Source organism: Pseudoalteromonas sp. SG44-8 (assembly GCF_014164125.1).
GTDB classification, from domain to species: domain Bacteria; phylum Pseudomonadota; class Gammaproteobacteria; order Enterobacterales; family Alteromonadaceae; genus Pseudoalteromonas; species Pseudoalteromonas rhizosphaerae.
Genome location: NZ_JACJEQ010000024.1, coordinates 1 through 14,200 on the forward strand (window position 1 = coordinate 1; position 14,200 = coordinate 14,200).

The following is a 14,200-nucleotide window of genomic DNA, read 5'->3' on the forward strand; positions in this document are numbered from 1 at the left end:
CTAGCACCTAGCACCTAGCACCTAGCACCTAGCACCTAGCACCTAGTTACCCCAAGGGTTACTGGCATTTGAGCGTTGTTTACGCGTCCGTGCACGATCTTTGGCTTCTTTTTTCGCTTGAATACGTTTTGCGTCACTAAAACTTAACTCACATGGTTCACCCGGTTTATGATCTTCAGGAATAACGCGGTCACGTGGTGGTAGTTCATATTGAACATCATCGGGTTTAGGTAGATTTTTTAATCTATAAAGATAAAAGTTTTCAACTTTATCTTGTGCCCACTGGGTTTTACGCAAAAATTTAACTGCAGATTTGATGTCAGGGTTGTTTTTAAAACAATTTAGCAGTAGATAAGCATGTAAAAGCTCCCACCCATATTGATCAACTAACTCTGATACAACTTGCTCAAGTTTAACGCCTTGTAGCGGGTTATTGCCGAATAAATCTTCATTACTCATGTTTTACACTCTTTTTCTAAAATCTAATCCCAGAATTATAATTTTTATCACGATAATTTGATACAAGAATATCAAGTCAGTTTGCTTGTGTAATTTACATTTGTTTACTTTATCGGTAATATTAGCGCGCTTTAATAAGCATCGGCATGACGCCACAACATTGGATGATAGATTTAAGGAATAATATACATGGGTCTTTTTAATAAAATTAAAACACAAGCTACCACTATTGGTTCAAATATCAGCGAATCAACGTCTAAACTAAGCTCTGATATGAGCACCTCAATGAAAGAGAACTCAAAGTTATCGGCGATCCGCTCTGAGATCACTTCAATAGAAGGGCAGCTAAATATTGGTTATCAAGATATTGGTAAAAAATACGTCGAAAATTTACTAGAAAACCAAGGACAAAATATCGAAAGTGCTTTGCAAGAAGCATTAAACCGTGTTGAACCGTTACTTGAGAAAAAAATTGAGCTTGAAGATGAAGCTATTGAAATTGAGAAAAAGCTAAAAGATCAAATCATCATTCAAGAAAAAGCAATTTTTCAAAAAGAATACGATCAAGAAAAAGAGAAGCTTGAAAAAGCCGTTAAACTTGATGTGATCTCTGTAGCAGAAAAAGAACAGAAATTAGCTAAAGCACGATTAAAACTTGATAATTTCGACACTATTCGTAAAGTTAAAAAACAGTATGAAATGAGTTTAATTTCAAAAGACGAATTAAACGAAAAGCTTGCTGCTTTAGGCGTGTAATGACGAAGAAATTAAAGCTTCTTTTACAAGAAGCTTTAATAATACCAATTGAGTTAAATATTTAACCATTCTAGCGGGCTAAAAACTACGTCAGTAATTTTTCAAGTAGAACAACGGCATGTCAAAATTCCTGCCTTGTTATTACTGCATTTCTATGTCGCTATAAATACTTAGTAACTTAACACGATTGGTATAACTTATTTTTACTGTTGGCAATTTACTACTACACGGCCTCGGATATTTCCGGCCATCAGCTCATCAGCCGCGTTAATAACCTGCTCTAAATTAATTTCAGTCGATATTTTATCTAAGTAGCTCTGCTCAACAAGCTCACCTAGACGTTGCCATGCTTGGATGCGGTCGACCTTTGGACGCATTACACTGTCTATGCCGATTAATGAAATACCACGCAAAATAAACGGCGCAACGGATGCAGGAAAATCCATGCCTTGTGCTAAACCGCAAGCAGTAACTACACCGCCATACTTTAAAGAAGCACAAATATTAGCAAGGGTGTGACTGCCAACTGAGTCAATGGCTGCAGCAAAACGTTCTTTTGCTAATGGCTTACCTGGATTTGATAGCTCATTTCGGTCGATCACTTCAGAGGCGCCAAGTTGTTTTAAATGTTCGCTTTGATCTACACGACCTGTTGCTGCAACTACGGTAAAACCTAGTAGATTAAGTAAATAGACGGCAAAACTACCTACACCACCGTTTGCACCCGTTACTAAAATATCACCAGAGTCGGGAGTGATGCCTTGCTTTTCAAGCGCAATAATACTGAGCATCGCGGTGTAACCGGCAGTACCAATTTGCATGGCCTGTTTAGGTGTTAACGACGTTGGGAGTGGGATCAACCAATCGCCATTAACAGCGGCTTGTTGAGCCAGCCCCCCCCAGTATTTTTCGCCAACACCAAAGCCATTTAATAATACCAACTGATCAATAGCGAACTCGCTAGAATCACTGGCTGTTACTTTACCCACTAAATCAATACCCGGCACCATAGGAAATGAGCGCACCACGGGGCCTTTTCCTGTGATAGCTAAACCATCTTTATAATTTAGGGTGCTGTAAAGCACATCTAATTTGACAGGGAGATTGGGTAATTCGCTATTATTTAGTGTTTGTAGTGACGCGGTATACTTATCGTCAGTATTATTTATAACAATGGCTTTAAATTGATTGTTCATCTGGACTCCATTTAGACCGATCGTCTTTTAATTGTTATGCAAAAAGAGCAATTACTTAAGCCGTTACCTAAGCAATGCACGTAAAAACATTTCAGTATATAAAATAAGTGGCTGAGTATTTTTAGTTAGCTTGGCACGCATTACAGCACCTTCCCAGCCAATCCAAAAAAATTCACTCATTTGTGTGGTATTCACGTTGGCTGCAATAACACGATCCTGCTGAGCTTGTGCCAGGCAAACTTGCACATGTTGTTGCCAAATCTCGTAGCTGGTTAATAGTTTATTTTTAAAATCAGCGCTGAGGTGGTTTAGTTCCTGATTTAAATTACCGACTAGACAACCGCGACTAAAATCGTACTTTTGCATACCCCTTGCTGCACTTTGGGTGAAATTGATTAGTCGCTCTAAAGGAGGGATATCGCTTGCCCCTAGATAGCGAATAAGTTTAGCAACAAAGTAATCGTTATAAGCGTCTATAACAGCTAAGCCGTAGGCATCTTTATTATTAAAGTAGTGGTAAAAAGAACCTTTTGGAACACCTACTTTTTTTAAAATAGTATCAAGTCCTGTGGCACTGAAGCCAAACTCGGTAAGTGTTTCTACCCCCGTAGCAATAAGTAATGCTTTGGTGTCGGCATTACTGCGGGCAACTTTTGGTGGGCGACCACGTCGTGGTGGATTTTGACTGTTTTTTAGCATAAACACATATTAGACCGATCGTATTTATATATGCAAGGATTAATTATTAAACAATTTAAAAAAGTGTACGTGAAATGTGGGCTAATTAAGTGCGAATAAGCCGCAGTAAAGTGGTCTGAAATAAGTTCAAAAATTAAACTTCTTTACTATTAATGAGTTGAAATAAATTTGTCATAATTACATTTTTTATAGGAACTTCATCCATAAACCGCAGTCACAATTAGAGCAGGAAACTGCGTGTTAGTGATTAGATAGTCGTAATTTTTTGTACATATATGGGTCGCACAGAAGATGGTACGACCACTTTACTTTTTTATATGTTAATTCATTTTTGCATCAGCAGCTTAGTTAAAGTCAATTTATTTAATTGCTTTTGTGATTTGAATTTAACAGTTTTATTAACTATTCATTAAATGTAGATGTCACGAACACTACAAATATATAAATATAAAAGGTGAGGATTTACCTATGAAGAGACAGAAAAGAGATCGGTTAGAAAGAGCTCATTCTCAAGGCTTTAAAGCAGGCCTCGCGGGCCGTTCAAAAGACCTATGCCCTTATCAACAAGTAGACCCAAAATCAGAGTGGTTAGGCGGTTGGCGCGAAGCGATAGAAAATCGCAATATGTATAAAACCTAATTTTTAAGTATTGAATTAAAGCAAAAACGCTGCTGTTTATGAAACAGCGGCGTTTTTGTAGCTGGGTTTTAATAAAAAATTAAAACGCGCTAGTATCTTGGAATAAACCAACTTTTAAATCTTTTGCTTCGTAGATAACGCGGCCATCTACTTCAACAGTACCATCAGCCATCCCCATGAATAATTTACGTTTAATAACGCGCTTCATGGTCAAACGGTAGGTCACTTTTTTTGCTGTTGGTAAAATTTGCCCAGTAAATTTAACTTCACCTACACCTAGCGCACGGCCAAGACCAGGACCACCAGACCAACCAAGGAAAAAGCCAACCAGTTGCCACATTGCATCTAAACCAAGACAACCTGGCATGACTGGATCACCTTTAAAGTGACAAGCAAAAAACCAAAGATCAGGGTTAATATCAAGCTCAGCAACGATTTCACCTTTACCATGCTCTCCACCGTCATCAGTGATTGAGATGATACGATCCATCATTAACATGTTGTCACTTGGTAGACGACAATTGCCTTCTCCAAACATTTCACCTTGACCACATAGGATCAAATCTTCTTTTGTATAACTATTTTTAGGTTCCATAACACTTTTCATCGCTTAGAAATTGCCACGTACTTTAGCGTACACTTGTACGCTAAACAACTCGGAGCAGTTAAAAAAATAATTTATTTGCACGAAATACCACCGCTTAGGTGAAGAACATGCTAATTACACGATTAAATCGCGCAATTACTAGCAAAAATCATTATAATTACCGTGATTTTTTAACCAGTATAAAGGAAGTTTATGATCCTTTTTGTTAACGCACTTACCGTAATTGATTTTTCTTACTTGTGTAATAAACGAGGCGCAGTTGGCGAGAGCTGGATTGTTGATTTAACCTTGCATGGCAAGTTAAATGAAGAGTCTATGGTGCTTGATTTTGGCTTAGTTAAAAAGCAAATCAAAGGCATTATCGACCAATGTATTGATCACAAGCTGGCCATTGGCAACCAAATTAACGGCCAAGTTGAAAACCATGGTGACTACACAACACTTGATTGTACTTTTGGTGATGATCACCACTTAGCAATGAGCGCGCCAAACCAAGCGTTTTGTTTAATTGATGCTGATGTTATTAATGAGCAGTCAGTTATTGAATTTTTAATTGCTACAATCATGCCGCAGTTACCAAGCAATATCGATAAAATCGAAATTGAGTTAAAGCCAGAGCATAGTAAGAGCTTTTATTATCACTATAGTCATGGCCTTAAAAAGCACGACGGTAATTGCCAGCGTATTATTCATGGTCACCGTTCGCAAATTGGTATTGCCCTTGATGGCATGGCAATGCCACGCTTACAAAAGCAATGGGCTGATAAATGGCAAGATATTTATTTAGCGACAGCAGAAGATCAAATTCAAGCGCCGCAGCTACAGCACATCAGCGCCAAAGAAAATGACCTCTGTTTTGCCTATACCGCCGCACAAGGCTATTTTGAAATGGCAATAAGTAAAGAACGGTGTGATATTTTACCCATTGATACTACGGTTGAATGTATTGCAGGTTACCTTGCTGAGCAAGTTAAAGCGCAGCATCCTGACAATGACGTAAAAGTCACAGCATACGAAGGTGTGGCCAAAGGGTCCATTTGTTATGCGTAAATTATTAGCCGTTTCGTTATTTGCTACTGTGAGCTTTTTTGCTGATGCAGTGGAGCTAAAAGGTCACTTAACCCAAGGCGGGTTAGTGACGGGTCAAATTGATGGGGTTAAGTCAGTTATTTTTAATGGCCAAGCATTAAAAACCACCGCACAAGGTGAGTTTGTATTTGGCTTTGGCCGTGATGCTGAATTAACCCATCAATTAGCCTGGGTTGATGCAGACGGTGTCAAACATCAGCAAGCGATTGAGATCACTAAACGTGATTATAAAATTGATAAAATTACTGGAGTGGCAAGTAAATATGTGTCACCGCCAAAAGCGGTAAGTGAACGTATCAGCCGCGAAGCTGTGGCAGTAAGAAATGCCCGAAAAGTTGACTCTGAGCTTAGGTATTTTTTAGATCCAGTTTACAAACCTGCACAAGGGCGTATTTCGGGTGTGTATGGTAGCCAACGCTATTTTAATGGTGAGCCTCGTCGGCCACATTTTGGTTTAGATATAGCCAACAAAACAGGCAGCCCTGTTTATGCGCCTGTCAGTGGTACCGTTGTTTTTGCTGATAACGACCTTTATTACTCTGGCGGAACTTTAATTTTAGATCATGGCCACAGTGTCACGTCTACCTACATACACTTAAGTAAGCTTGATGTAAAAGTAGGGGATACCATTAAACGCGGTGATAAAATAGCTGAAATTGGTGCGACTGGCCGTTTAACTGGCCCTCATCTGGATTGGCGTTTTAATTGGAAAGGCGAACGCCTTGATCCTGCACTTATGATGTTAGATAAATTAGCAAACCAAAAGTAGAGAACATGACAACTCAAGTAAACCGTGAAGAAATAATTGCTCAGCGTATTAAAGACTCAACGACTTCGGTCACAAAAACAGTATTTCCTGGGCGCACTAATCACCACAATACCTTGTTTGGTGGTGATGCATTGGCATGGATGGACGAAGTTGCATTTATTGCTGCAACGCGCTTTTGCCGTAAACCATTGGTAACCATTTCATCAGATAGAGTTGATTTTAAAGAAGCTATTCCAGCTGGAACCTTCGCTGAATTGATCTCAAAAGTTGTGCATGTAGGCAATACAAGTTTAAGAGTAGACGTTGAAATATTCTTAGAAACAATGCACAGGGATGATAAACACTCGGCAATTACTGGCAGTTTTACATTCGTTGCGGTCGATGACAATCACAGACCTACGCCGGTTGTATGCGATAAGATGATTTATGGTTTTTAAACCGAGTTGTTAAGTTAAGAAAGCATTTTTATGGTGCTTTCTTTGCTTTATAAAAAGAACACATCATACTATGTTGCACTATTATATATCTTTAGCATCTGCGTTAAAACAATAATTTAGTAACCAAGTAGGGGGCTTAATCTATTCTCTACTTGGTTACTCACATTCAAGGTATTAAAGCACCATAGCGGCTATCCAGCCAAATATTAGTAATGGAATATTAAAGTGGATAAAAGTAGGCACAACTGAATCCCAGATATGATCATGCTGACCGTCAGCGTTTAAGCCGGAAGTTGGTCCTAAGGTTGAATCGGAAGCAGGGGAGCCAGCATCACCTAAAGCACCTGCGGTTCCCACTAAAGCTGCGGTTGCCATCATTGAAAAGTTAAGCTCTAAGCACAGTGGCACAAACAAGGTTGCTATGATTGGCACTGTGGAAAATGAGCTGCCAATCCCCATGGTAATCATTAAACCAACTAATAAAATTAGTGCAGCTGCCAAAGGTTTGTTGCCATCAATAATCAATGCGGCGCTTTGTACTAAACTAGTCACATCGCCTGTCGCTTTCATTACAGAGGCAAACCCTTGAGCTGAGATCATGATAAATCCAATCATTGCCATCATTGCCACGCCTTTACTAAATACGTCGCTATTTTGCTCCCACTTAACTACGCCAAACAAACTAAAAATCATCACCCCAACTAAGCCACCTAAAATCATTGAACCACTGACATTTTGTGCTGCGAAAGAGGCTAATACCGCTGTAATACCGACTAACAATACTTTTTTAGGCTGTTCTACAACCACATTAGTTGCGTGCTCTTGATGTTCATCATGCTGATAATCCCGACGTTTTCTATAACTGATAAACACAGCTACAATTAACCCAACTAACATGCCACAGGCAGGAATGATCATCGCCATAGGTACTTGGGTATTAATGATATCTAAGCCATTTTCCACTAAGTTTTTATGTAAAATCGAGTATAAATAAATTCCACCAAAGCCATAGGGTAAAACCATATATGAGGTTGCTAGACCAAACGTTAAAATACAGGCAATAGCACGTCGGTCTAACCTTAGTTTATTAAATATAATCAGTAGCGGGGGTATCAAAATTGGTATAAAAGCTATATGAACTGGGACTAGGTTCTGCGATGAAATTGCACACACTAAAATTATCAGTAAAATAAAATAGCTTAAATTTGTTTCGCTATTACTACTATTGTTATTTACTTTAGCGAGTAGTTTTGCAGCTAAAATGCGCGTTAAGCCTGATTTTGAAATCGCAACAGCGAATGCGCCTAGCATTGCATAGCTTAGAGCGATCTCAGCTCCGCCAGAGAGGCCTGCGTTAAATGCGTTTAGGGTATCGTTTAAGCTAAGTCCGGCGGTTAAACCGGCGACTAAAGCACTTAAAGTCATAGCAACAATTACATTAACGCGGGCTAAAGTAAGGCCAAGCATTAAAATAACGCCAATCACGACTGCATTCATAGAGTTCTCTTAGTTGTTGTTTTAATTAATTTTACCAGATTTTTACTGTGTTTTTTACGATAAGCGCTAAATATTAGCTGGCGATAACGCACATCGGAGTATAATTGCGCAAATTGCATGATATATGTCCGCTTGTTAGGCAGCTGTTGAGCTGCATATGCTAAAAATTGCAGCGGCGTTTGATTTGACGGTGCAGAAATACCTTGCTTATTACACCAACGCACAACAGTAAGGTAGTCTTTTGCGAGTGAATGCGCTGGCGATTCTGGCTTTTTAGGCCAAGACAAATACACAAAGTAACAAATAAAGGCTAAACATACGGTTGCTATCACCATCAGTGAAATTTGCCAAAGCTGTTTATTACCGAATAATTCTTTTAGCAGGGAAGATTGCTTTTGCTGGTCAAAACCTAACACCCAATTTGTCCATTGATAATCAAGATTTTCAAGCTTAAGCCTTAACCAGTTAATACCAGCAATATTACTCAATCGTAATAAGCCAAAACTCAAGTTGCTTGTAAATTCGCTATTCAGCTGCAAGTGCTGTGATAAAGATCCGTTTAATCGTTCAGGTGAAACAACCGCAGTTGCATCAAAAATTTGCCAACCTTTATTTTTTATAAATACTTCAACCCATGCATGGGCATCATATTGATAGACGCTCATATAACTATTTTGTTGATTATACTCACCACCTAAGTACCCCGAAACAACGCGGGCAGGAATACCAACACTTCTAAACATAAATGCAGCTGTGCTGGCATAATGGCCACAAAAACCACGTTTATTAGCAAATAAAAACTGGTCAAGGGTGTTGTTACCGGTAATTGGATCCGGCGTTAAGGTATAGCTAAAGTTATTATTGGCAAAGTAGTCATACAGTGCTGAATAAAAAGCCTGATCATTGTTATTATGTTGTTCATATAGACGTTTAGCTAAAGACTGCGACTGTAAATTAGTCTCTTTAGCTAAACTAAGCTGCACGTTTTGATAGTGTGCAGAGCGAGAGAGTTCAGCCAAGCTAAAAGCATAACTCTGGGCTGTATAGCTAATACTATTAGCTAAAAAACGTTTCCGCAGTAGTAATCCATTGCTGGTTGTTTTTACATCTTGATGGGCCGAGTCGGCAAACTGTAAACCATAAAGCCAAGGCTTAGCGCCAGGCTCTGCAAAAATTTGATAACTATATAATGGTTCACCACGTTCAGCTGAGGTGATTTGGTCAATTACTTGTTGGCTTTTTAAAATGTCCGATATTAACCAGCGTTTCCCATCAAACTCATCATGTATAATCGCTCGCCAGTAATAGGGGGAAGATGGCTTTTGCTGATCAAATTTAGCTCGAAATACTAACTCATCTGAATTAGACAGTTTGGCTATATCAAATGGATCAACACTTTCTGACAAACCGGTTTTAGCGAGTTTTGGCCCCGGTAATTGCCAAAATGCGGGAAGTTTCGGTAACAATAATAATAAAAATATCGCTAAAGGTAGTGCTAGCAACAAAAGTTTGCAGCTGTCTTTAGCTGCAATTTTTAAACTATGTTTAGATTCAATCAGCGCTAAAAGCGCAAAATTTAAAATATATAGCATGCTAATTACTAGCGTAGCAAATAAGCTCTGAGAAAATAGATATACTGTTGAGAGACTAAAAAAACTTAACAAAATGATAGTTTGATAATGCTTTTTTGTATTGGCTTGCAGTAATTTAAATAAGCTAGAGAGGATCAGCATCGCAACAAATAAAGTCACCGTATCGCTAAAACCTACGTCATAAAACAAGATCAATAGACTCAAACCGGCCAAAGTATTTGCTAATATGGCATTGGGTTTATTTCTTTTCAATAAGGTAACGGCTAGATTCCAAATACACAAACTAGCTAATAATGTATTAAATAGAGGAGGTAACTCAGTAAAAATAAAACTCAGCACTAAAATATAAACAATAGATAACGACAAATTGATCGCGGTTAAATTATCAGTGACTTTCATTTTCATCCTTTGCAAAACGGCTTAGTGCTTCTAAACACTGTTTACAATGTTCTTTGGTATCACTGATCGCGTATAGTCCTGCTTCTAATTGCAGGCCATAACTAACGCCTTGTGAGTAAGCCTGAGTGACTAAATAGCTTAATTGTTGTAGGCGGGATTCGGTATTTCCTTGTAACTGATTAAAATCAAAAACAACACTTTGGGCTGAATAATTTACAAACTCTTTTACCATTAATTGCTGAGTTTTTGCGTAATGTTTCCATGATATTCGTTTCATATTCATACCAAGTTGATGAATATTTAAACCATCAAATTCATCACTACCATGGCTGTTTTTATGCAGGCCATCATCAGTGTTGTGGTTATTTTGCAAACTAGCTTCATGCAATGGTTTGAGTTGTTGCGGGTAGACAAATACCGTATGTGCTAATTGCATATAGCTCCATACCGATACTAATCCAAACGGGTACTTGCTGATTATTTTTAATCGGCGCAAGGGGTATTCACCACGTTCTTTTAATCCTAAATCTAAATTAACTATTTGCTTTTGACTGGTTATTTCATCAACGGTTGTGAGGGTTTTATTTTCATAATTAAACTGCAATGATTGACATTTTTTTTCGGTTTTTAGTTGCAGCTCTAATAATGCAGAGCAGGGAGCATAGCTAGCTATATGATTTTTATAATCAATTTTTAATCCTTTAAGATTGCTATAACCCATAAGTAGCGAAAATATCATTACTACAAGCATTAAATAAGCCATCGCTAAAATCAGATTATTCTGATAATTAATGCCTAATATAAAATTAAGCATAGTAACCACTAAAAAGCTCACGCCCAATTTTGATGGCAAAACATATATTGTGTTATGCGTTAAGGTAAGATGTTCGGTATTATGTTTATTTCTTAGTAATAGCTTGAAAACCTTAGCTTTAAACTGAAACCAAAAAGTAGGGCGCTTTCCTGTTTTATTGTTCATACCTTAAAGTGGCACATCAACAGTATTTATTAATTGTTTGATCTGTTGTGAGCTAACATCATGCTGCAGACCTAAACGATGTTCGGTAACACTAGCAAAAATAGTTTGGACATCATCAGGGGTAACAAAGTCACGACCATCAATAAACGCCCATGCTTTCGCGGCTTTGCCAACTGCAATACTGGCCCGTGGAGATAACGCATTAGCAAATTGGCTGTTATTTCGGGTAGCAGATACAAGCGCCAAAATATAATCAACAACCGGTTCACTTAACATAACAGCACTTACTTTATTTTGTATTTCAATTAATTGTTGTGTATCGATACGTACAGGTAAGTGTGCATAATCACGATTATGTTGGCCTAAAATGAGTTTACGTTCAGCTTCTTTAGGTGGAAAACCCAAACTAATACGCATAAAAAAACGGTCTAATTGAGATTCAGGTAAAGGATAAGTACCTGATTGATATAAAGGGTTTTGAGTTGCTATAACAAAAAATGGTGTTGGTAGGGCATGCTTATCACCATCCATAGTAACTTGGTTTTCTTCCATTGCCTCTAATAAAGCGCTTTGTGTTTTTGGACCTGCGCGATTTATTTCGTCCGCTAAAACAACTTGACTGAAGATAGGCCCTTTATGAAAAGTAAATTTATGCTCATTGGCATTAAAAATACTTGAGCCCAGTATGTCTGAGGGTAATAAATCACTGGTAAATTGCACTCGTTGATATGATAAACCTAATACCGCAGCAAGTGCATGCGATAAAGTGGTTTTACCCATACCTGGCAAATCTTCAATTAATAAATGACCTTGGCTAAATAAGCAGGTTAACGAGAGTTTTATTTGTTGCTGTTTGCCAAAAATAACCTGAGATAAATCATCAATGATCGCTTGTACGGTCTGTTGCATAGTAACCTTGTAGGTTGATAAATTACATTAAATAAGTTCGAGGCGTTTCATCACAGTATCAACTTTTTTAGCATTAAATGGCTTTGCAATAAAACCTTTAGCACCTAGTTCCCAAGTATTTTGAACATTTTCAAGGCTGTTATGGCCAGAGCACATGACAACATGTGTATGTGGGTAATTGTCATTTAAGTATTCAAGAATTTCTGTACCATCGGTATCGGGAAGTTCAATATCGAGAAAGATAACATTCGGAGACTTTTCATCAATCAACGTTTTAGCCGATTCAAAATCTCTGCTTTCAAGAATATCTTCAAAACCTAACTCAGTTAAGATCTGATTTAAGTAGTCACGTATATCTTGAACATCATCAATTATTAGGATTGGTTCTAACGGGCGCACAAATTCCATATTGTTTACTTCTTGTGATACAGCTTAAATTGTATTTTTAATACTATGCTAAGCGATAATGAAGCTCAAGAAAGATACTCGAATTAAACTGTATTATTGAAATAAATCATCACTAAGTCCGATACCGTCTAGTATTGGACTTAGTAGGTGGTTCTAGGTGTGTATTTGCAGATGTTCGCATTAATATATTTAATAACCTATAATTTATATTATGTTAAATAGAGTGAGTTTTATAAGTAACAACCTAATTACCGTGATTAATAAACGCTATTTTCCCTATTTGCATGCAAATTTAGATTAAATCAGTTACACCAATTTCAAACACCTAACTCACACATAACTAATTGTTAATGGCTGGTTGTTTAACTTTGACTCTAAACGCACTTTAAAAGCTGTTTTATATTAGCTGACTTTGAGCACTGCTCATTTACACACAACTATAATGAGCTGTCGATGTTTAAACTTTACCGGCAGCTATGATGGTATTTAACCCTGGCCTAGCTCTGCCGTGATCATAAAATCTTGGTACGATATTTTTACTTGGTTGCCTATATAAGCAAACGTATTTGGTTTTTGAACAGCGTTCATTAGTTCGTGTACTTGCTCAATTGCCAGTTGGCCAGTTAAGAACTTTTCAACTTGAGTGCTGCTAACTGTAACAGCGCTACTATATATAGGTGCGTTTTTACGTGACATTCCGTTTAGTATATTCACAGGCAAGTGCCCTAGCGTTAATTGCTAGCTATCTGGTATCGACTTTTTAAGCGCTAACTTTGCTGCTGTTACTTAAATTTCAACCATATTTACTTACTAATCATTTTTAACTTTACATAATTATATTTGTAAACCATGTTTATATTAGTTACTAATGTAAAGGAGTACGATATGAAACTTATTTCTATTATTGCTGTTACATCTATACTTTGTGGTTGCAGTACATACTTTAAAAAATCCTATATATCTATTGCCGATAAAAATGAACAAACTGTTGGTACGCTCTTTGTTTGGGAGCCAGATACCAGTGCTGCAGTTATCTTAAACGATCCAGATGGAACAATTAGAGCTTGCATGCAAACTGCATTAGCTATTAAAACAACCGATAGCAAAGGTGAAGCAACTATTTCAGAAGCTATTTTGAACTTGTCCAAAACTGCCGCAAGTGTCTCAACTAGTCAAGGCACTAGTTCTGAAAAAGCGCTTGCGCTGGCTGAGTTATCTGGTTCAATTAAGCAAACTGCAAATATTTTAACAACAACTACTGAACGAACTGCTTTTTTGAACATGGGATTATTTTATATTTGCCAACTATCTGCAAATAAATCAATATCTGAATCTACAACTCTACAATTAACATCTGAGCTTATTAAACAAACCGTTACAATGCACAATAAAGAATAAAAATTTTGAGTTTCAGCCAGTTAATATCATTTTTAAAAGTAATAAAATCATATTAACGGTAACCCCCTACTCCGGCCACTATTGGATTGTTTCTGCATTAACTAAATACCAATAGAATAACCTGCAGATGCGAGTTTGTCTGAAAATTTCATTTAAAAGTCTTTATGCTCATCATGAGTGATATAGCTCCAAACTAATGCCGTATTCAATATTAGTGATAGTTATTTACATAGAGTGACTAATAATGGTCTTTATTTCTTCAAATATCATTTTTTCAGAAGTCATGCTAAATTAATTCTATGCAAAATTTTTTGCTAAATAACATTATCGATAATATCGATGATGTTGACTTCGGTATTTTAGAAAA

At 37.4% G+C, this 14,200-nt stretch carries 16 protein-coding genes; 6 read left to right on the top strand and 10 right to left on the bottom strand.

Annotated elements, in window-relative coordinates; genetic code table 11:
- Positions 1-42: 42 nt before the first annotated feature.
- Positions 43-459, bottom strand: coding sequence for a VF530 family DNA-binding protein (locus H5163_RS15935; RefSeq protein WP_145233938.1), 417 nt, complete (start codon positions 457-459; stop codon positions 43-45).
- 189 nt (positions 460-648) lie between these two features.
- Between H5163_RS15935 and H5163_RS15940 the strand changes: the two genes are divergently transcribed.
- A complete protein-coding gene (locus tag H5163_RS15940; protein ID WP_149981103.1) occupies positions 649-1,215 on the top strand; it encodes a hypothetical protein in 567 nt (188 codons plus the stop codon).
- A 203-nt stretch (positions 1,216-1,418) separates the two neighbouring features.
- Here the strand turns inward: H5163_RS15940 and H5163_RS15945 are convergent, their stop codons facing one another.
- Positions 1,419-2,411: an MDR family oxidoreductase gene (locus H5163_RS15945; protein ID WP_182735515.1), complete on the bottom strand. Its 993-nt coding sequence runs from the start codon at positions 2,409-2,411 to the stop codon at positions 1,419-1,421.
- A gap of 63 nt (positions 2,412-2,474) precedes the next feature.
- Positions 2,475-3,110 carry a TetR/AcrR family transcriptional regulator gene (locus H5163_RS15950; protein WP_182735516.1) on the bottom strand — a complete coding sequence of 212 codons (636 nt, stop codon included), beginning with the start codon at positions 3,108-3,110 and terminating at the stop codon, positions 2,475-2,477.
- A 468-nt stretch (positions 3,111-3,578) separates the two neighbouring features.
- Between H5163_RS15950 and rmf the strand changes: the two genes are divergently transcribed.
- Positions 3,579-3,749, top strand: a complete 171-nt coding sequence (gene rmf, locus H5163_RS15955) for a ribosome modulation factor (RefSeq protein ID WP_016707188.1) — start codon at positions 3,579-3,581, stop codon at positions 3,747-3,749.
- 79 nt (positions 3,750-3,828) lie between these two features.
- Here rmf and fabA read toward each other — a convergent pair whose 3' ends face one another.
- Positions 3,829-4,344, bottom strand: a complete 516-nt coding sequence (gene fabA, locus H5163_RS15960) for a bifunctional 3-hydroxydecanoyl-ACP dehydratase/trans-2-decenoyl-ACP isomerase (RefSeq protein ID WP_145233946.1) — start codon at positions 4,342-4,344, stop codon at positions 3,829-3,831.
- A 204-nt stretch (positions 4,345-4,548) separates the two neighbouring features.
- Between fabA and H5163_RS15965 the strand changes: the two genes are divergently transcribed.
- From H5163_RS15965 to H5163_RS15975, 3 genes are read left to right on the top strand one after another with little or no spacing between them, the layout of a single operon-like run.
- Positions 4,549-5,406 carry a 6-carboxytetrahydropterin synthase gene (locus tag H5163_RS15965; protein ID WP_149981106.1) on the top strand — a complete coding sequence of 286 codons (858 nt, stop codon included), beginning with the start codon at positions 4,549-4,551 and terminating at the stop codon, positions 5,404-5,406.
- Positions 5,399-6,214, top strand: a complete 816-nt coding sequence (locus H5163_RS15970; RefSeq protein WP_182735517.1) for a M23 family metallopeptidase — start codon at positions 5,399-5,401, stop codon at positions 6,212-6,214. Before H5163_RS15965 ends, H5163_RS15970 begins: the two co-directional genes overlap by 8 nt.
- A 5-nt stretch (positions 6,215-6,219) precedes the next feature.
- Positions 6,220-6,651, top strand: a complete 432-nt coding sequence (locus tag H5163_RS15975) for an acyl-CoA thioesterase (RefSeq protein WP_064666260.1) — start codon at positions 6,220-6,222, stop codon at positions 6,649-6,651.
- A gap of 174 nt (positions 6,652-6,825) precedes the next feature.
- On the opposite strand, the gene H5163_RS15980 is transcribed toward H5163_RS15975, so the two are convergent.
- From H5163_RS15980 to H5163_RS16005, 6 genes are all read right to left on the bottom strand, one after another.
- Positions 6,826-8,148, bottom strand: a complete 1,323-nt coding sequence (locus tag H5163_RS15980; protein WP_182735518.1) for a Na+/H+ antiporter family protein — start codon at positions 8,146-8,148, stop codon at positions 6,826-6,828.
- Positions 8,145-10,139: a DUF3488 and transglutaminase-like domain-containing protein gene (locus H5163_RS15985; protein ID WP_182735519.1), complete on the bottom strand. Its 1,995-nt coding sequence runs from the start codon at positions 10,137-10,139 to the stop codon at positions 8,145-8,147. The genes H5163_RS15980 and H5163_RS15985 overlap by 4 nt, the downstream gene beginning before the upstream one ends.
- Positions 10,126-10,953 (bottom strand): DUF58 domain-containing protein, encoded by an 828-nt coding sequence (locus H5163_RS15990; protein WP_182735520.1) that lies wholly within the window; start codon positions 10,951-10,953, stop codon positions 10,126-10,128. Before H5163_RS15990 ends, H5163_RS15985 begins: the two co-directional genes overlap by 14 nt.
- A gap of 168 nt (positions 10,954-11,121) precedes the next feature.
- A complete protein-coding gene (locus H5163_RS15995) occupies positions 11,122-12,027 on the bottom strand; it encodes a MoxR family ATPase (protein ID WP_182735521.1) in 906 nt (301 codons plus the stop codon).
- Positions 12,028-12,054: 27 nt separating this feature from the next.
- Positions 12,055-12,435 (bottom strand): response regulator, encoded by a 381-nt coding sequence (locus H5163_RS16000; protein ID WP_145233960.1) that lies wholly within the window; start codon positions 12,433-12,435, stop codon positions 12,055-12,057.
- A 486-nt stretch (positions 12,436-12,921) separates the two neighbouring features.
- Entirely contained in the window at positions 12,922-13,149 is a 228-nt protein-coding gene (locus tag H5163_RS16005; RefSeq protein WP_259397336.1) for a hypothetical protein, read from the bottom strand.
- Between the two features lie 171 nt (positions 13,150-13,320).
- Here H5163_RS16005 and H5163_RS16010 point away from each other — a divergent pair, with 171 nt between their 5' ends.
- Entirely contained in the window at positions 13,321-13,833 is a 513-nt protein-coding gene (locus H5163_RS16010; RefSeq protein ID WP_182732068.1) for a hypothetical protein, read from the top strand.
- The last annotated feature ends 367 nt before the right edge of the window (positions 13,834-14,200 follow it).